Source organism: Micromonospora sp. NPDC050417 (genome assembly GCF_044458865.1).
In the GTDB taxonomy this organism is placed as follows: Bacteria; Actinomycetota; Actinomycetes; order Mycobacteriales; family Micromonosporaceae; genus Micromonospora_G.
In genome coordinates this window covers 59,867-79,078 of sequence record NZ_JBITIH010000024.1, presented here as the reverse complement: position 1 = coordinate 79,078, position 19,212 = coordinate 59,867, and the positions used below count along the sequence as shown (strand labels likewise).

The 19,212-nt window shown below is 70.3% G+C and carries 12 protein-coding genes; 2 read left to right on the top strand and 10 right to left on the bottom strand.

Annotated features, from left to right (window positions below):
- Positions 1-27 precede the first annotated feature (27 nt).
- From ACIBF5_RS26965 to ACIBF5_RS26955, 3 genes are all read right to left on the bottom strand, one after another.
- Positions 28-987 (bottom strand): hypothetical protein, encoded by a 960-nt coding sequence (locus ACIBF5_RS26965; protein ID WP_396815677.1) that lies wholly within the window; start codon positions 985-987, stop codon positions 28-30.
- Positions 988-1,066: 79 nt separating this feature from the next.
- Positions 1,067-2,383, bottom strand: a complete 1,317-nt coding sequence (locus ACIBF5_RS26960; RefSeq protein WP_396815676.1) for an ABC transporter ATP-binding protein — start codon at positions 2,381-2,383, stop codon at positions 1,067-1,069.
- 210 nt (positions 2,384-2,593) lie between these two features.
- Positions 2,594-4,501 carry a glycosyltransferase gene (locus tag ACIBF5_RS26955; RefSeq protein ID WP_396815675.1) on the bottom strand — a complete coding sequence of 636 codons (1,908 nt, stop codon included), beginning with the start codon at positions 4,499-4,501 and terminating at the stop codon, positions 2,594-2,596.
- Between the two features lie 512 nt (positions 4,502-5,013).
- Between ACIBF5_RS26955 and ACIBF5_RS26950 the strand changes: the two genes are divergently transcribed.
- Positions 5,014-6,624 carry a glycosyltransferase gene (locus ACIBF5_RS26950; protein WP_396815674.1) on the top strand — a complete coding sequence of 537 codons (1,611 nt, stop codon included), beginning with the start codon at positions 5,014-5,016 and terminating at the stop codon, positions 6,622-6,624.
- 132 nt (positions 6,625-6,756) lie between these two features.
- Here the strand turns inward: ACIBF5_RS26950 and ACIBF5_RS26945 are convergent, their stop codons facing one another.
- The 6 genes from ACIBF5_RS26945 to ACIBF5_RS26920 all read right to left on the bottom strand — a co-directional run bounded on the left by ACIBF5_RS26945 (position 6,757) and on the right by ACIBF5_RS26920 (position 16,623).
- Entirely contained in the window at positions 6,757-9,162 is a 2,406-nt protein-coding gene (locus ACIBF5_RS26945; protein ID WP_396815673.1) for a glycosyltransferase, read from the bottom strand.
- Positions 9,163-9,186: 24 nt separating this feature from the next.
- A complete protein-coding gene (locus tag ACIBF5_RS26940) occupies positions 9,187-11,376 on the bottom strand; it encodes a CDP-glycerol glycerophosphotransferase family protein (RefSeq protein ID WP_396815672.1) in 2,190 nt (729 codons plus the stop codon).
- Entirely contained in the window at positions 11,367-13,385 is a 2,019-nt protein-coding gene (locus ACIBF5_RS26935) for a DUF5941 domain-containing protein (RefSeq protein ID WP_396815671.1), read from the bottom strand. The genes ACIBF5_RS26940 and ACIBF5_RS26935 overlap by 10 nt, the downstream gene beginning before the upstream one ends.
- The gene (locus tag ACIBF5_RS26930; protein WP_396815670.1) at positions 13,382-14,128 is read right to left on the bottom strand and encodes an ABC transporter ATP-binding protein; all 747 of its coding nucleotides are present in this window, start codon (positions 14,126-14,128) and stop codon (positions 13,382-13,384) included. The genes ACIBF5_RS26935 and ACIBF5_RS26930 overlap by 4 nt, the downstream gene beginning before the upstream one ends.
- Positions 14,128-14,940, bottom strand: coding sequence for an ABC transporter permease (locus ACIBF5_RS26925; protein ID WP_396815669.1), 813 nt, complete (start codon positions 14,938-14,940; stop codon positions 14,128-14,130). Before ACIBF5_RS26925 ends, ACIBF5_RS26930 begins: the two co-directional genes overlap by 1 nt.
- Positions 14,941-15,228: 288 nt before the next feature.
- Positions 15,229-16,623, bottom strand: coding sequence for an L-serine ammonia-lyase (locus ACIBF5_RS26920; RefSeq protein WP_396815668.1), 1,395 nt, complete (start codon positions 16,621-16,623; stop codon positions 15,229-15,231).
- A 234-nt stretch (positions 16,624-16,857) separates the two neighbouring features.
- On the opposite strand from ACIBF5_RS26920, the gene ACIBF5_RS26915 reads away from it, so the two are divergent.
- A complete protein-coding gene (locus tag ACIBF5_RS26915) occupies positions 16,858-17,067 on the top strand; it encodes a PspC domain-containing protein (protein WP_396815667.1) in 210 nt (69 codons plus the stop codon).
- Positions 17,068-17,211: 144 nt separating this feature from the next.
- On the opposite strand, the gene ACIBF5_RS26910 is transcribed toward ACIBF5_RS26915, so the two are convergent.
- Entirely contained in the window at positions 17,212-19,206 is a 1,995-nt protein-coding gene (locus tag ACIBF5_RS26910) for an arabinofuranosyltransferase (RefSeq protein ID WP_396815666.1), read from the bottom strand.
- Positions 19,207-19,212: the final 6 nt, after the last annotated feature.

Below are 19,212 nucleotides of genomic sequence, written 5' to 3'. Positions count from 1 at the left end.
CGTCAGTAATTTGTTCCGGCAAGAGTCTCAGAGATTGGCGATGGTCCGCAGGATCTCGGCGTAGAAGTTCCCCTCGATGCTGCGGAAGAGCGCGAAGTCCTGACCCGGGCTGCCGAAGAACGGGCGCAGGGTCCAGGCGAGCTGGGTGCCGACGAACCCGAAGAGCAGGATCCAGATGTAGAGCAGGGTCATGCTCGCCGGCCGCTGACCGGAGGTCGCGACCCGGGCCCCGGGTTGCGGCCGGTAGAACCCGGTCGGCGCCGGCTGGAACGGCGGGTGCGGCTGGGTCGCCACCGCCACCGGCACGGGCTGCGGGACGGGTGTCGCGGCGGCAACCGGTACGGCGGCGGGCGCCGTACCGTCACCGTTGGCCGCGCCGACCGTGACCGGTACCGGCCGCGCCGGAACACTGCCTTCGGCGAGCGGCGCGCCGGCGGTCATCGGGGTCGCCACCGTAGCCGGCACCTGTGCGGGTGTCGCCGGAGCCAGCAGACCGTGGTCGTTGAGCACCTGCATGCCGCCGGTCAGGAACTTCAGCCCGACAAACGCGGAGAGGGTAAGGATCGCCACGTTCAGCAGCTTGAAGAAGCCGTAGTCGGGTGCGGTGATCAGGAAGAAGAGGCTGATCGGCGCGAACGCCACCGCCAGCATCGAGGTGACGGTGATCGCCACCATCACCATCGACACCGCCTGACGTACCGACAGCCGCGCCCCGAAGACGAGGTTGAACAGGTACAGCGTCGGCAGACAGATCGCGAGGGTGACCAGGAACAACAGCGGCAGCTTGACCGCCGACGTGAGCGCCATCAGGAAACTGTGGAACGCACCGAGCACCGCGCCGTAGCAGGCCAGCGCGACTGCCGAAGCGGCGAGCATCTTGCCGGTCAACGCGTGGAGATCCCGATCCTCGACCACCTGCTGCCAGATGCCGTGCCGATCACGAAGAATACGCTCGATCACGAGCGGGCCGGAGCCGTCAGTTGCCACGGATGGTTCCCTTCAATGGGACATCGAGCCGATGGGACATCGAGAACGGAGCGTGTCGACGCTAAGCGGTTGCACCGCGTCAGCGCCACCCCACATCGATGCGGTCGCCTCGCTCGTCGAAGAAATGCAGCGCGTCCATGCGTACGGAGATCGCCAGTGGATGTCCGGCCGCGACCGCCGGGTACGGCGCCAGGCGTACGGCCAGTTCCGCCGGGCGGCGGTGGTGGCGCCCCGGGTCGTTGAGCACACTGGTCCGCGCTCCCGGGCCGACCATCTCCCGCTCGGCCTCCGGAGGGGCCGGGACCGTGGCCCGCCCAGTGAGCCGCTGCACAGCGTGACCGAACCGCCGGAGCCGTCCCCCGCCCTGGCTCTGCCCACGGACCGGCCCGCCCAGTTCGTCCACCACGATCGCGGTGGCGCCGATGTCGAGAAAGGCCAGCGACTCGTGCCCGTGGTGTTCGAGGTAGCGAATCCGCCCCCGGAGCACGTCACCGGGAGAGTCGGGTGCCACCGGGCTGAGCGCCTCGGCCCGCATTCCGACCACGATCCGCTCACCGTGGTAGTGCGCCACCGCCCGGGACCTGATGTCGTCCCAGGGCAGGTAGAGCGACTGCTCACCGAAGTTGAGGGTGACGTACCGGTCGAGGTGGACGTAGACCGACGCCTCCAGCAGGTTCATCCTGGGACTGCCGAGGAACGCCGCGACGTAGAGCGTCGCCGGGCGCCCGTAGACCTGGGTCGGGGTGCCGACGTCCTGGAGCACGCCCTTGCGCATGATCGCTACCCGGTCGGCCATGGTCAGCGCCTCGGCCTGGTCGTGTGTGACGTAGATGGTGCTCACGCCCAGTTCCCGGACCAGCCCGGAGATCTCCGCGCGCAGCTCCGCCCGAAGACCACTGTCAAGGTTGGAGAGCGGCTCGTCCATCAGGAAAAGACCAGGACGACGTACGATCGCCCGCCCCATCGCCACCCGTTGCCGCTGCCCGCCGGAGAGTTGGCTCGGCTTGCGGGCGAGTACGTCGCCGATGCCGAGGGCGCTCGCCACGTCGTTGACCCGCTCGCCCCGGGGCGCCGGTTCGACCCCGGAGAGCCGGAGCGGGAAGGCGATGTTGTCGCCGACGGTCATGTGGGGGTAGAGCGCGAAGTCCTGGAACACCATGGCGATCCGACGGTCCCGCGGTGGCAGGTCGTTCGCCAGCTCACCGTCGAGCAGGATCGCGCCGCTGCTCGGCTCCTCCAGTCCGGCGACCATCCGGAGCACAGTGGATTTGCCGCAGCCCGAGGGGCCGAGCAGCACCATGAACTCGCCGTCGTTGACGTCGAGGTTGACGCTGTCGACCGCGATCGTTCCGTCGGCGAATACCTTTGTCACGTCTTTGAGTGCGACGGTGGTCACCGTCACCTCCCCGCAGCATCGAGCCGGCCCCCGAGATGACTGTGACGAGGATCATCGCCCCCGCCCATCGGGTAAAAGTCCCATGCTCATAACGTGACGGTTCGGTAACTCGTACGCAACGGGTTTCTGCTAGTCCGCGCCGGCCGACACCTCCACAGTCGACGGACGACGTCCGGGACCGGAAGCCCGGCCTCCGCAACGAATTCGCCGTCAGCGGCGGGGAGTCACCCACGGCTCGGACTCGGCGGCAACACCCATCGTGGTCAGTCCGGTCAGGCCGGACTCGGTGCCGAACTCACGATGCCGGGGCAGTCCGGACCACTGCATCCCGCCGCCGCGCAGGAAGTACTCCAGGCCGGGATCCCAGGTGTGGCCGTCGGAACGGCGCTGGTAGACGTAGCCGAGAGGGTGGGTCCGATAGATCAGGCCGCCGGCCCGGCGTACCCGGTCGAGCAGTCCCCGGTCGATCGAGCGCGGCACCGGACGCCAACCGCCCACCTGTTCCAGGTCACCCCGGCTGATCAGCATCGTGCCGCCGGCCACCACCGAGACGTACTGCTCGGCGACACCGGCGTCGCGCCGTACCGTCGTGTCCAGAGTCTGCAGGTAGACGAACTCGGCGCCCTTGCCAACCATCATCGCGCCGGAGTACTGCCGCGCGAGCACCAGGTCCCAGACGTGCTCCGGGCCGTACGTGTCGTCGTCGTCGAACTTCGTCACGAGACTGCCCCGGGCACGGGCGGTGGCGGCACCGATCGCCTCACCGAAGCCGTGCTCGGCCGGCAGGGTCATGATCTCGATCGGCCGGGCGCTGCGAGCCACCCGCGCACGCAGCTCCGCCGGCAGTTCCACCCCGTGCAGACAGAGCACGATCTCCAGGTTGGGGTACGTCTGCCGCTCGATCGCGTTGACCGCCTCGATGACGTGTTGCAGCCGCTTCGTGACCAGCAGCGCGCTCACCGCCGGCACCTCGGCCAGGGTCGGGAACGCGGCGGCGGCGAGCCGGGGCAGCGCGAAGCCGCTGGCGTGCAGGCGCATCGCCGAACGCCGCTGGGCTACCGCCCGCACCTCCCACTCCAGGTCCTGGCCGGCACGTGCGGGCAACTCGGCCCGGAGACTCTCCCGAACCTCCTCGGCCAGGTGCGCCCCGACCGCCTCCGGCAGCTCGGGTACGTGCACGAGCAGACCCGCGAGCATCAGGTGCACCAGGAACCCGGCCTCGGCGAGCGGGTGCCGCGCCGGGACCGTGGCGCAGTGCAGCACACCGACCTCGGCCAGCGCCGCGAGCACCTCCTCGCTGCGCCAGGGCCGGTCGATCCGCCCCTCGCAGAGCAACCCGTCCGGGCCGGTGATCCGGTAGCCCCACCCGTCCTCGGCGTCGGTGAAGGCCAGCTCGGCCCGGCCCGCGGACCCTCCGAACGGGCCGTACCGACCGGTGACCACCGCCCGGTCGAGATCGATCAGCGCGGTCGCTGGTCGCTGCGGCAGCCCGGCGCCGTACGGCCCAGCGGCCACCGTCGCCGCGTACAGGTCCGCCGGGGCGGGCGCCGCCACCGCGGCGGAGTCGGCGGTGGTGACGACGCTGGTCTCGGTCGGTGCGGGCTGTGCCAGCGGCATCGGGTCACCGGTGGCGGTCAGCACCACGTCGTGCGCCCGGATGTCGTTGTTGCCCGGGAGCGGGCCACGGACCATGGTGATGTTCTGCCCCAGGCCGAGCCATCCCGGCTCGACGTCCTGGGCGACGACGTCCGCACTGGCCGGGCGGGGCATCGGACGCGCCGGGGTGAGCAGCGGAATGATCGCGGTGAGCAGCGCCCGCAGCGGGGTCGACCACTTGACCTCAAGTTCGACGACCGCCCGGCCCTGTATCCCCCGGGGGAGCCGGATCTGGTGCGCGAGTACGTGCCGCAGTGGCCCGAGCCGACCGCACCAACCGCCCTCGGGAATCCGCCAGTTGTCGACCACCACGGTCAGCCGGCGCACCTGGACCAGCGCGAAGGGGTCGTCCATCAGGTGCCAGAGCCAGTCCACCGACTCCGCGGCGACAGCCAGGCGGACCACCCGGTCGCCGGGTTGTGGAGCGGTCCGCCCCCGGGGACGGCCAGGAATCTCGGTCATACCGGCCGCCACCATCGCGGTGGGCCAACGCCGACGGCGCGTTCCCCGCCCGGCACCGACAACCACCCGCCAGCGATTGAACTTCTCCGGCGTGTCCTCGCTCGACAAAACCCGGTCCCTCTCTCCGTCGGCGGTGTCTGAGGGCGGGCTCGCCGCCCACAGTCAGTGACGCCGAAGTGACGTCACCGCAGCCGTACTGACAACCCCGAAGATCTCACGATAGTCCCTCAAAAGTGTACGTGCCGGTCGGGCTGGCATTACTGAAGCGGAATCACACCACCTGCTCACCGCCTCTTCATTACTTGTTCGACAACAACGTCCCGTCTCGCAAAATAGCGACCCCGTCATCACTTTCCGTATTGAACGGGACCTTTTCCTGCGCTACCACGAGGTCGGGCGGATGTCATCAAACCGGAGAGCACCGACCGGTCCGGCTGCCGCCCGTCGCTAGACTGTGCCTCGTGTCAGCCCGGAACAGCGTCCCTTCTGGCGCGCACCCAAACCAGGTCAGGTTGGTCCGCAACGATTGGAGCCCGCTCAAGCCCGGCAAGCTTGGCGAATGGCAACCCACCATGTCGGTGTCGGTGGTTATCCCGGCCTACAACTGCCAGGAAACGCTGAACCTCACCCTGGCCTCATTGAGTCACCAGACGTACCCGGACCACCTGCTTGAGGTGGTCGTGGCCGATGACGGCAGCGAGCCGCCGATCGAGCTGCCGAAAATCCGCCCGACCAACTGCCGGATCGTCCGGGTTCCGGAACACTCGACCGGCTGGGGTCGGTCCAACGCACTGCACGTCGGCGCGAGCAACAGCGACGGCGAGATCCTGCACTGGCTCGACGCGGACATGGTCGTCTTCCCCGAACACATCGAGGCCCAGGTCCGGTGGCAGCACGTCTCCGAAGAGGCCGTGACACTCGGCTACAAGCGCTTCGTCGCCGACAACTTCCCCACCCCGGAGGAGGTCTCGCAGCGGTGCGCCGCCGGGACCATCGACAAGCTGTACCGAATCCAGGACACCGAACCGCACGACTACGTCGAGAAGCTGATCAACGAGAGCGACCAGCTACGTGGCGGTGACCACCTCAACTTCCGGGCCCACGTCGGCGCGACCGCCGCGCTGACCCGCTCCCTCTACCTCGCCGCCGGCGGGCTCGACACCGAACTCCGCCTCGGTGAGGACACCGAGTTCGGCTACCGGCTCACCCAACAGGGTGCCGTCTTCGTCCCCGAACCGAAGGCCGGCAGCTGGCACATGGGCGCCACCCACATGCAGACCAAGGGTGACGCGCTGCGCCGGTACAACCACCCGTACCTGGCCGAGCGGATGCCCCACCCCCGCTACCTGCGGCCGGGCGCGAACCGCTCCTGGGCGGTCCCGTTGATCACCGCCGTGGTGCCGGCCGAGGGTTCGTTCGAACTGGTTCGGACCTGCGTCGACCGGCTGCTCGCCGGGGACCAGACCGACCTGCGGGTGATGCTGGTGGCGGACTGGGACGCGGTCGACGACAACCGCCGCTCGATCCTCGCCGACCCGCTGCTCGACCGCCGGCTGCTCCTGGTCACCTACCGCTCGGACCCCCGGGTGGAACTGGTACGAGAAGCGCCGACGACCGCGTTCCCGTCCCCGTTCCTGCTGAACGTCCCGTCGCACCTGGGCGTCGACGTCAACACCGTACGCCGACTGGTGCAGGTGGCCGACGAATGGCAGGCCGGCCTGGTCCGGCTGCTTCCCAGTGGCGCGAAGTCACCGGCGGAGGCGCTCGCCCTGTGGCGTACCTCGGCGCTGAGCCGGGCGCGTCGGGTGGGACGGCCGGACGAGCCCCTCGACAAGGTGGTGGCCGAGGTCGCAGGCGAACGGTGGGTCAGCGGCGAGGAGTTCGGCGTGGTCGACCTCAGCCTGCTCACCCCGGCCAGCCTGGTCTCGCCCCGCCCACGGCTCGTCCACCCGGCCGGCAAGCGCGCCCGCCGGGCGTCCCTCGGCGACGTCGAAACCATCCCGGTCGGGGGCGTACGGTCACTCGCCAACGCCACCCGGTTCGTCGCCCGTCAGGCGGCGATCGGGGTGGCCCGTAAGGTCCGGCGCCGGGTCAGCCGCCCGACCCCGCCACCGTCGGCCTGATCCTGAACGACACGCGCCTCGTCCCGTGCGGGACGACCAGGACAGCGTGACCGTCGGCTCTCCGCCGGCCCGGCCCGACGGGCAACAGCGGCGGAGAGCCGACCGGCACCGTGTTTCCACCTGCTGAGCCGGCTACGGCGTGCTGAGCCGGAGCGTCTCCCGGTCCCGCTCCGGCAGGAGTTCCAGTCGCCGACCTCCCGACGACGCGTCCCGGGGCAGCGAACGCCGGGCGGCGATGTCGAAGGGCAGGTCGAACGGTTCCTGGTCCGGACCCCAGCGGTAGAGCAGCAGCCAGTCGCCGTCCGGTACCGCGGTCGCACCCGACAGCGGGATCCGTACCCGCCAGCCGGCGGAAACCTCACCCGGCAGTTCGATGTCCGGCGGCAGCACCTCCAGCGGATCGGCACCGACCGGCCGGCGGAGCACGATCCGCAGGTCGCCCCGACCAGGCAGACCGCTGGGCAGTTCACCGGAGAGCGAGAGCATCCCGTCGGCCAACTCAACCGCGCTGACCACCGGCCCGGGCGGAAGCACCCGCAGCGACAACACCTCGTCGTCGGCCGGCTGGGCGACCACCTCCACCTCGCCGACAACCTGCCGGGAGGTGGCGAAGCCGGCGCGTACCGGCAACTCCCACGCCTTGCCGGCGGCCTCCTCCAAGGCCACCCGCCAGTTGGCCCCGACCTCGCCCACCAGGGCCGACCAGCCTGCCAGTCCGGCGCCCGCCACCAGGTCGGCCACGGGTACACGGGCCGTCCAGGCCACTCCGACCGCCGAGCCGTCCTCCGGCGCGATCGCCGCACCGAGCGACGAATCAGCCGCTGCCTGGTCGTCGGCCGCCCTGCCATCCGATGCCGCGTCCGTCGCCGGCACCTCCACCGGGTACGCCCGCCAGAGCACCCCGGCACTACGGGCAAGCTGGAGCGTCGCCCCGACCGGGCTGGTCAACGCCCGCCCGGCGACCAGCAGGGTGCCGCCCTCGATCCTGGTCCCGGTGACCCAGGCCCGGGGGCGTTCCACCCGCAGCCTCAGCCCGCTCCGGTCGGGGAACGGCACGATGCGTACCCCGTCGTCAACCCAGCGGGCCGGCAGCGCCGGGCGGAAATCGCCCAGGCCGAGTGTCCGCCGGTGTGGGCCGCCCGAGTTGACCAACGCGATGTTGAAGACCCACTCGCCGTCCCGCCAGCCGTCCCTGCCACGCAGCCGGCGCGGGTCGAGCGCGGCCGAGAAACCCGACCAGCCGTACGGCACGGAGCTCGGTGCCTGCGCGACCCGGCGGGGTCGACTCGGCAGACGCAGCACACGCCGCCTCCCGGTGATCTCCCGGAGCCAGAACACCCGGGCAGCCGTCCACGGCTGGGCGGCTCCGCGGGCCGCGTCGTAGGCGAGGCCACGCAGGTGCAGGCGGCCGTCGACCCAGCGCAGCTCGTGCACCTCGGTCCGGATGCCCGACTCGGCCTGGAACGCCTCACGGGGCACCGCCGGGTGCCCCGCGTCGAGGAGCGGAAGCTGCACGTAACGGCCGCCGCCCCGGCGTACCACCGGCGGGGTGGCACCGAGCCTGCTCGCGGCCACCACCGCCACCAGTTCCGGCAGGGCCCGTACGCGGGCCAGCCGCCAGGCCACCCGCAGCCGCGCGACCAGCCGGTCGATCACCCTCTCGTCGACCCGGCTGAGGAAATCCGCCGCCAGGTCGACGAAGGTCTCCCGGTACCGCTGGTCGACGTCCGGCAGCAGGTCCAGGAATATCCGCAGGTCGTTGACGAGGGTGGTCTCGTCGTACCAGTCCTTGAGCTTCCGGTCGAGCACGGCCAACGACCGACTGGCGCTGTCGACGGCGGCGAACCGGTCGACCAGGTTACGCACCTCGTGCTGGCGCTGCGTGATCGACAGTTCGGCGCCGGGCTCCCGCTGCCGCCAGTAGTAGACCGGCAGGTCGAGCACGTCGACAGTGTCGGCCAGGGCGTACGCCGGCACGGTCAGCGGGATGTCCTCGTAGCGGACGCCCTCCGGGAAGCGCAGCCCGTGCTTCTCCCAGAAGGACCGGCGGAAGACCTTGTTGCAGGCGAGGCGGTCGTAGACCAGGTTGCGGCGGGACCGCAGATTCGTCCGCAGGACGGTGAACCGGTGGGTTCCCCGGTGCAGGGGCGACTGCCGCAGACCCCGCGAGGTGAGCAGTGCGACGTTGCCGGAGGCGAAGTCGGAACCGGTCTGTTCCAGGGCCCCCACCAGCAGTTCCAGCGCGTACGGGGGCAGCAGGTCGTCGCTGTCGACGAAGGTCAGGTACTCGCCGGCCGCCGCGTCGATGCCGGTGTTGCGGGCCGCGCCGAGGCCCCGGTTCTCCTGCCGGATCAGCCGGAACCGGCTGTTGGCGGCCACGTACCGCTCGGCGAGCTCACCACTGTCGTCGGTGGAACCGTCGTCGACCAGCACCACGTCCAGGTCCGGGTACGTCTGTCCGGCGATCGAGTCGAGACAGTCGACCAGGTAGCCGCTCACGTTGTAGATCGGCACCACGACAGTCAGTAACGCGCCCAACCTCATGCCTCCCAGGCACCCGTGTCAGCCGGGCTCACCGAGCAACGTCCGGCGCACCACCCGCTCGGCCGCCCGGCCGTCGTCCAGGACACAGAACCGTGCCCGGAAGTGGGCGCGGGCCTTGGCCGCCGTGTCGTTGTCGACCGCACCACCACGGAACAGGTCGAGCAGGTCCGGGAAGGACCTGGCTACCGCTCCCGGTGGCTCGGCTGTGACGTCGAAGTACACCCCACGGGCGAGCCGGTACGCGTCCCAGTCGGGAGCGTAGATGACGATCGGCCGGTCCAATGTCCCGTAGTCGAACATGGCCGACGAGTAGTCGGTGATCAGCACGTCGGCGGCGAGGTAGAGATCCTCGACCGACGGGTGGGCGCTCATGTCCCGTACCCGGCCGGCGACGCTGACCGTGCCGGCGACGTCCCGGTCGTGGAAGTAGTGGCTGCGCATCATCAGCCGGGTCTGCGGCCCGAGCGCCTCGACGAACTCGGCCGCGTCGAACGGCGGCCGGTAGCCGGGCAGGTGCTCCCGATGGGTCGGCGCGTAGAGCACCACCCGGTCCTCGGGGTCGAAGCCGAGTCCGGCCCGGATCGCCGCGACCTCCTCGGCGGTGGCGTTGGCAAGCCGGTCGTTACGCGGGTAGCCGGTGTTCAGCGGCGTGTAGTTGGCCGGGTAGGCGCGGTCCCACATCTGGGTGGAGAAGGTGTTGGAGCTGACGCTGAAGTCCCACCGGTCGATCCGGCGCAGCAGCTTCGGGAACTCCATCCCGACCGCGCCGGTCGGGTACCGCTGCTGGTCCAACCCCATCACCTTGACCGGGGTGCCGTGGTGCGTCTGGATGTGCACCGAGCCAGGCCGCTTCACCACGAAGTCCGGGAAGTTGACGTTGTTGACCAGCCACTTCGCCCGCGCCAGCGCCCGGTAGTAGGCGGCCGACCCGGCCACCACGTACGCCACCCCGGGCGGCAGGCTCGACACCCGGTCCCGGCGCACCACGAAGACGCCCCGGATGTGCGGGGCGAGTTCGGCGGCCTTGGCGTGGATCGCCGCCGGGTTGCAGGCGTAACCGCGGTACCAGTACGCCGCGTACAGGGCCAACGACCGATCGATCGGCAGGCGCAACTGGACCTGGTAGTAGGCGCGCAGGATCCCGTCGCGTCCGGCCCGGGCGGCACGGCGAAGCCGGGGCACCACCGCCCGCTTGACGGCGCCGGCTCCGTCGCGCAGCCGGCCCCGGAATTGGTACGCGGTGCGTAGCGCGCTGAACGTACGCCATTTGCCCTGCGCCACCAGCCGGTGCTTGACCCCTTCGGGGCCGGTCGGCACCGGGTAGCCGCCAGCCGGCAGCCAACGCCGGTAGTCGTCGACCATCCGGGCGAAGAACGCCGGCCGCAGCTTCGTGCCGATCCGGTTCCCGTTGCCGAGCACGGTCAGGTAGTGCCAGATCATCCGCCGGAAGAGCAACGGGCGCAGGTCGTCCATCTGCGGCGCCCACTCGTCCATGAACTCGAACACCCGCTGCCAGTGCGGGAAGACCTCGAAGTGCCGGTCCCCCTGGGTACGGGTGATCGCACCCGAGCGACGCTGGCGGTAGTTGACGCAGACCAGGTCCAGTACGGTGATCCGCTCCGCCGCCAGCAGCAGCGGGTACGTGAACGACACGTCCTCGTACCAGCCCGGTCCGAAGCGCAGCCCCAGTTCCACCAGGAAGTCCCGGCGGACGACCTTGTTCCAGGCGGTGTGCAGCAGGCCGATCAACTCCGGCCGCTCCCGGAGGCTGAACGTGGTCGCACCCGGCGGGGTCGGGAAGACCTCCGGCATCGCGCTACCCAGCACCGAGTTGTCCCAGTAGGACCGGACGTGGTCGACGACCAGGAGCTCCGGGTTGGTCTCACGCAGCCGCCGCGCCACCGTCGGAAGGGTGTCGGGGGCGAGCCAGTCGTCGCTGTCGACGAACCAGACGTACTCGCCCCGTGCCCGATCCAGTCCGATGTTGCGCGCCTCGCCCAGTCCCACGTTCTCGGGCAGCGCGACCACGGTCACCCGGGAGTCGCGGGCGGCGTACTCGGCGAAGATCTCGCCGCTGCTGTCCGGGGAGCAGTCGTCGACGCCGATCACCTCAAGGTCGGTGAACGGCTGTCCGAGGATCGAGTCGAGGCACTCCCGCAGGTACCCCTCGACCTTGTAGGCCGGCACGACAAAGCTGATCAGGGCCATTGCTTTCGCTCCTCCGCCGTGCCCACCACGGCCCGGCCGTCGACACCGAGAGCACCACCGGTGCTCGGGCGCGCCGGCGCCGCCGGCAACATCCACCCACTGACCGCGCCCAGGGTCAGGATCACGAAGAGGTACCCGGCGAGCGTCGTCTCCCCCGCCGCGGCCACCCCGGCGAGCACCACCGCGACCAGCAGGAGCAGCCGCCCGTCCCAGCCCAGTCCGTACGGTCGCAGTTCGGGCGCCGCGCTCCGCTTCTCCAGCCGGGCGGTCAGGTCGTAGTGGTGCAGGGCCAACACGAACAGTAACGCGAAGGTGACCGGCCCCGGTATTCCGGCGGCCACGTCCACGGCGATCACGAAGAGGTACTCGGCCGCCCGCAGCGCCGCCGGGACCAACCAGTCCAGCGCCCCGGCGTGCGACCGCCCGGACGGCAGACCGGCCGCGAGCACGGCCACCAGCCCGGTCACGAGCACCGCGACCCGCAGCCCGGTGTCATCCACCCCGACCAGACCGCACGTCAGCAGCGTCGTGCTGGCCCCGACCGCGACAACGGCGAGCGGCAGCGGACCGGCCCACCGGGGCAGCAGCCGGCTGCCGGCGGCGCCGAGCCAGCGGGCGACCGGACCATCGTCGCGGTAGAGCGTGGTGTCCACCCGGGCCAGCACCGAAACCCGCATCGACCGGGCCCGCAGGGTCCGCAACGCCAGCGTGTACGCCGCCGCGAGCCCGCCCCAGACCAGCACCGCGACCAGGCTCACCAGCGGATTGAACAGGGCCACGGTGATCGCGATCAGTGCCCACCGTTCCCCGATCGGAAAGACGATCGTCCGCTTGAGCCAGTACGAGACCGAGCCGGTGTCCGCCTGCACCCGGTTGGACGCCTGGCTCAGCCGGTTGCCGAGACCACCACCGGTCGACGGGGCCGACGGGGGGCGCCGAGCGGCCTCGTCGTGCAGCGCCCCGTACCAGGTGTCCGTCATGTGCCGGGCGGTCTGCAGGGTCAGCGCGGCGATCGCCAGCGTCCACCCGTTGCCGAGCCCGGCCCGGTCGACGCCGACCGCCAGACCGGCGTAGACGACGTACTCCTTCGCCCGGTCGGCCATCGTGTCGAGCCAGCCGCCCCAGGGGCTGAAGTGCCGGGTGTAGCGGGCCAGTTGCCCGTCCACGCAGTCGAGCACGAAGCCGAGGTAGAGCAGGACCGCGCCGAGCACCGCGGCGGACCGGCCGCCGAGGCCGAAGAGCCCGGCGGCGGCGACGGCGAAGAGCACGGAGAACGCGGTGACCCCGGTCGGGCCGAGCCCGATCCGGGCGCAGAGCTTCGTGACGTACGGAGACCAGGTGCTGACGAAGTACGTGGTGAAGAAGTCGTCCTTCTCCTTGACGGAGAGCCGCAGCTCGGCCTTGTCCTCGTTGACCGAGGCGACAGCCGAGGTGGCGGCGGCGACCCCGGCGGCGTCGGTGGCCCGGTGCGCGACGAGGAGCCGTACCCGGTGGCTGAAGACTGTGGCGTCGGTGCCGACCAGGGCCGTGAAGATCCGATCGGGGACCGGGCCCGACCCGCTCGACGCGGCGGCGGAACGGGCGGCGGCGGCGAGGATCGGCAGGTCGTCGACTCCGACCCGGATCGCCCCACCGAACGTACCGGTGGCGGCGTCGACCTGGTCGTCGTCGCGGACAGCCTCGACCACCTGGCCGCGTTCCTCCCGGAGCACCGCCTGCCCGGCCGCGGGCGGGTCGGTCAGCACGAGCGCGACGGTCGGGCCGACCGGACTGGTGGCCAGGTGACGCAGGACCGCGGCGTGCGCGACCAGGTCGTCGGCGCAGAGCAGGATCGGCTCGTCGGAGCGCTCGGCCAGCTCGGCCAGTGCCGCCGGTGTGCTGGTGGCCAGCACCTGCCGGGCACCGGCGTCGGTCAAATGGGCGCGGAGCCGGTCCACCGGCGGTACGCCGCCGACCGGTGGGACCGGCCCGGTGTGGTCGGGACGGGTGAACAGGACCGCCAGCGTCACGTCCGGACCACGTTGTTGTACGCGTCAAGCGCCTCACGGACCGTGCCGTCGATCAGCAACTCGCCGGCGCTGAAGTAGAGCCCACGGTTGCAGAACCGGGTCAGGTCGTTCTCGTTGTGCGAGACCAGCACCAGCGAACGCCCCTCGCCGAGCATCCGCTCGATGGTGGCGTAGCACTTCTTGCGGAAATCGGTGTCGCCCACCGCCATCACCTCGTCCATCAGCAGGATCGGGTGCTGGAGGTGCGAGATGACCGAGAAGCCCAGCCGGACCTTCATACCGGACGAGTAGTGCCGTACGGGGGTGTCGATCGCCCTCTCGACCTGCTCCCCGGCGAACGACACGATCTCGTCGAACTGGTTCTTGAGGTACTGCGAACTCAACCCGTGCAGGGAGCCGACCAGGTGGACGTTCTCCCGGCCGGTGAGGTCGTTGGAGAAACCGGCGGAGAGCTCCAGCAGCGGGGCCACCTCACCACGTACGGTGATCGTCCCCTCGTCCTGGATCAGCACTCCGGCGATCAATCGCAGCAGGGTGCTCTTGCCGGTGCCGTTCTTGCCGATGACGCCGACCGCGTCGCCGGCCTGGACCTCGAACGACACGTTGCGCAACGGCCAGAACTCGTTTGCCGTAGGCTGCCGCCCACCGCGATGGATGAACATCTCACGCAGGCGCAGTTGACGGCGCCGGCCACGGACGAACTGGATGCCGAGGTTGTGCGCCTCGATGATCGGCTTGCTCACTACAGCTCCTTGAGCACGGCGGGCTCGAGCCGGCGGAAGACCCACCAGCCGCCGAAGAACAGCACCAGACTGCCGACCACCGAAACGGAGAGCAGCCAGGCGTTGGGGAATTCCGACGGGTACCAGATAGCGCGGAACAGCTCGAAGATGCCGACCAGCGGATTGAGTTCATACAGCGTTCGCACCCAGGACGGCAGACCGGAATCCTGGACGAGCTGAAGCGGGTAGATGATCGGGGTGCCGTAGAAGAGCAGCCGGGTGAAGAGCCGCATCAGCCGGTCCACGTCCCGCAGCAGCACGTTCAACGACGACAGAAGCAGCGCGACGCCGGTGAGCAGGATGGTCTGCAACAGCACCGCGAGCGGCAACGCCAGCAGCTCCCAGCCGAAGTGCAGCTCACCGAAGTAGGCGGCGAGCACCACCAGGACCGGGAGGCCGGCGAGATACTCGGCGAACCGGCCGATCACCCGCCCGATCGGGAAGACCTCGCGGGGCACCTTCATCGTCGTGATCAGCCGGGCCTGCCCGGTGAGGGCGCTGGTCGCCTCGCTGATCGCGGAGTTCGTCCACATCCAGGCGAAGATCCCGGTGATGAGGAAGAGCGGGTACGAATCCTTCGCCGGTCCGGTGTGGGTGCCTGTGCCGTAGAGCACACCGAAGACGAACCAGTAGATGGCGCCCATTGCGAGCGGTTCGAGCAGGGACCAGAAATAGCCGAGGAACGACTGCTGGTACTTGACCGCCAGATCCCGCCGGACCAGCAGCCGCAGTGCGTTGCGATGGCTCCACACACTCGCGACGCTCGTTGTCATGGCCGCCTTCCCGAACTGAGGAATGATCGAGGGCGGCTGCGCCGGAAAGATCCACCGACGCGTCCGGTACGGATCACGTGTTGACCTCTCCCGGTCACCGTCCGCGACCGCCCTAACAGCTATTGTGCTCCCGCGTCTCGTGCCGAAACTCGGACACGGCACCCAGACCGCCGCTGCGGGCCTGCCTGAAACGGGCCGCTGACGCGCCATAGGTTAGCAGTCGGTCAGCACGCTCGGTAGGCGGTGCCGGAGCCACCGGAGGCGTCAGGGACGCCAATCCACGCGTGGTCAGCATTCGATGACATTGACCGCGAGCCCACCTCGTGCGGTCTCCTTGTACTTCACCTTCATATCCGCGCCGGTCTCTCGCATGGTCTTGATCACTTTGTCCAGCGAGACGGTGTGTACGCCGTCCCCGCGCAGCGCCAACCGGGCGGCGGTGATCGCCTTGATGCTCGCCACCGCGTTCCGCTCGATGCAGGGAATCTGGACCAGGCCGCCGACGGGGTCGCAGGTCAGCCCGAGGTTGTGTTCCATGCCGATCTCCGCCGCGTTCTCGACCTGGGCGGGGGTGCCGCCGAGCGCCTCGGCCAACCCGGCCGCCGCCATCGAGCAGGCCGAACCGACCTCGCCCTGGCAGCCGACCTCGGCTCCGGAGATCGACGCGTTCTCCTTGAACAACACGCCGATCGCGGCTGCGGCGAGCAGGAAGCGGATCACCCCGTCCGGTGACGCGGTGGCGACGAAGCGGGTGTAGTAGTGCAGCACCGCCGGGATGATGCCGGCGGCACCGTTGGTCGGCGCGGTCACCACCCGGCCGCCGGCGGCGTTCTCCTCGTTGACCGCGAGCGCGAACAGGGTCACCCAGTCCATCACCCGCAGCGGGTCCTCCGCCCCACCGGTGCCGGTCGACCCGGGCCCGCGCTCCGCCGACAGGGCCCGCCGCAGTTCCGCCGCCCGGCGCCGTACCTTCAGGCCGCCCGGGAGCACACCGTCACGGTGGCTGCCCCGTTCCACGCACTCCTGCATCACCCGCCAGATCTCCAGCAGGCCGGTACGGATCTCGTCGGCACCGCGCCGGGCCCGCTCGTTCGCGAACATCACGCCGCTGATCGACAGACCGGTCTCATCGGTCACCCGCAGTAGTTCCGCGCCGGTGGTGAACGGGTACGGCACCCGGGTCGGGTCGGCGATGATCCGGTCAGCCCCGGCCGCCGCCTCGTCCACCACGAAACCACCGCCGACCGAGTAGTACGTCCGGCCGCGTACCACCTCGCCGGTCTCGTCGTACGAGGTGAAGGTCATCCCGTTCGGGTGGTACGGCAACGCGCGGCGACGGTGCAACACCAGATCACGGTTCGAGTCGAAGTCGATGGTGTGCGCGCCGAGCACGGCCAGTCGCCCGGTTTCCCGGATCTCCGCCACCACCGCGTCGACCTGGTCCGGGTTGACCGACTCGGGGGCCTCGCCGGCGAGCCCGAGCAGGACTGCCCGGTCACTGCCGTGGCCGTGGCCGGTGGCGCCGAGGGAGCCGAACAACTCGGCGTGGATGCGGGTGGTGTCGGCCAGCAGGCCGTCGGCCTTGAGCCCGGCGGCGAAGGTACGTGCCGCCCGCATCGGTCCCACCGTGTGCGAACTGGATGGCCCGATTCCCACCGTGAACAGATCGAAGACGCTGATCATCGATCATCCTCCCACCGCCAGCGCTGCCGCATCGGCTCCGTTGCCGTCGGTCAGGCCAGCACCGACCGGCGAGCCTACCCGTCCCTTCCAGCATGCGTCCGGAGCGGCCAACCCGGGTAAGCACCTACGGGTACGGGTGCACCGAATCGGCCTCAGGACGGACGGCGTCCTCGATGTCCGTTCCTACGGTGGATAGAGACGCGGCGGATCGCCGCAGAGTGGGAGACGACGACCATGAGTCGCAAGCTGGTACGCCCCCGGGACCACCGCATCATCGCTGGCGTCTGCGCCGGTCTGGCCCGCCGCTTCGGCCTCTCCGCCGGGATGGTCCGGCTCATCTTCGTGCTGTCGGTGATTCTGCCCGGTACGCAGGTGCTGATCTACCTGGCGCTCTGGATCATCATGCCGAACGAGGATCAGCGGCAGGCGTACGTCGCCGGCTGAGGCGGATCACCGGGCGGGGCGGTTGGCGGTGGCGGCTCCGGGACGGGCTGCCGGGTGTAGCCGGACGAACCGGGGCCGCGCCCTCGCGGGTGCGGCCCCGGTCGACACAACGGTCCTTCGGAGGATCGGCGGAATCGCCCCGGCTCACCGCCGGACGGCCACCACCACGTTCCCCAGGTCGATCACACTCCAGTACTGCGACGAGAACTGGTCCGGGGTGAAGCGCTGGCTGCGCCAGGCCCAGCCGTCGGGTTGCTCGCTCAGCACGAACACCTGGATCCCCCCGAACTCGCCGAGGTTCGCCGCCTTCGCCGCGAACGCCGCCGGGTCCCTGGTCGCGGCCAATTCCTTCACCTCGGCGAGCCGGTCGTCCCAGCGGGAGAGCGTGCTGCCGGCGGTGCGGTCGTTGTCCATGAAACCCGGCCAGGGCAGGAACGAGAAGACCCGGTCGTCGGTGGAGAGCGTCACCGGCTGCGCGTCCGGCCCGAGCACCTCCTCGACCGCCTGCTCGACCTGGGTGATCGGGAACCCGGAACGACGCCCCTCCTTCGGGGCGTACGTCGGGTACCCGCCGCCGGGCAGCGGTTCGGTGTGCGCGCTGATCGCGTACTTGCTGCCGGTCTCCGGCATCCAGGCGTTGGTGAAGCCGGTCGCCGTCCAGGCGAGGACGACCGCGAGCAGGGCCGCGCCGGCGAGCCGGGGCGGGGTCAACCGCAGCCGCCGCAGCACCATCGGGGCCAGGTGCGCCAGTACCAGCACCCCGGCGATGGTGAGCAGCACCCCGTAGAGCCGGGCGGTGTAGTGCATGAACCCGGTGTGCTGGGTGAGCACGTACCGGACCATCGAGATCAACCGATAGCCGTACGCGGAGATGACCAGCAACATCAGCGGGCGGGCCCACCAGACCGAGCGCCACAACCACACCAGCCCGACCAGGCCGACCAGTTGCAGCAGTCCGAGCGGGTTGACGTCGAGGAACGGGAAGAGTCCCGAGTTCAGCGAACTCGAAACGTACAGGTCGGAGATCGACTGTCCGCCCTTGGTCAGGCTGGCCCAACCGAAGGGCACGATGTACCAGGACGCCACGACGAACGAGACCAGCACGATCAGGCCCAGTCGGCGCAGGTAGGCCCAGCGGTCCGGCTCGGTCCGCCAGGCGATCACGATCAGGGCGATCAGGCCGATGGCCGCGTAGACCATCCACGCCTGGTAGGTGATCACGATGAACCCGCCGAGCAGCCCGGCCGGCAGCCAGTGCATCCGCCGCCGGGTCGGACGGGCGAACACCTCCAGTGCCCAGGGGACGAAGATCGCCAGCGTCAGCACCTCGAACGCCTTGCGTGGGTCCGACCAGGTGGCGAGGGTCAGCGCCGAGATCGCCAGGGCCACCCAGGGACCGACCAGCCGGCGCCAGAGGAGGAACGCGGCGAGCACCGCGGCGGAACTGAAGATCACTTCGGCGTCGGCGAGCAGCCGCCAGGCCGGTTCGTCCAACAGCACCGACGCCCGGCCGATCAGCCATGCGTAGAACGGGGGGTACTCCGACGGCAGCCCGTGCACCAGGGTGTCGCTGCTGGCGACGGTGGTGGTGTAGCGGGTCGCCGCCGCGGACATCCGACCCATGTCGCCGACGAGGCCGGCGAAGCCGAACGGGGTGCCGTTCAGAGCGGAACGCAGCATCAGCACGGTCCAGGCGGCGCCCAGGCCGGCGGCGAGCCCTGCCGCCACCTCACCGGACCAACGCCGGGCCAGCAGGAAGACCCCGATGATCAACAGGAATGCCGCCGCGAGCGGAATCGTCGAGGCACCGGCCGAGAACGGGTTCCGGTCGATCACCTTCGGGATGACGATCGCGACCGGGGTCGCCACCAGCCAGGTCAGCAGCGCTATCGTGCCGCTGTTGCCCAGCCAGCCCGGCACCCGACGCCCCGTCGTCGCGTCGACGGTGACGGGGCCGGAACCGTCCGGGTCGGCCGGGCCGGCCACCAGCCCGGTGGACTCGGCCGGCTCGGCCGGCTCCGCCACGGGCTTGGTGACCGGCTCACGGTCTTCGGTCGACACATCCGCCTCGTCGGGTTTGTCGATCAGGTCGGCCTCGATCGGCCGACCGGACTCGCCGGGCGTCGTCTGGAGCGTCACTGCTTG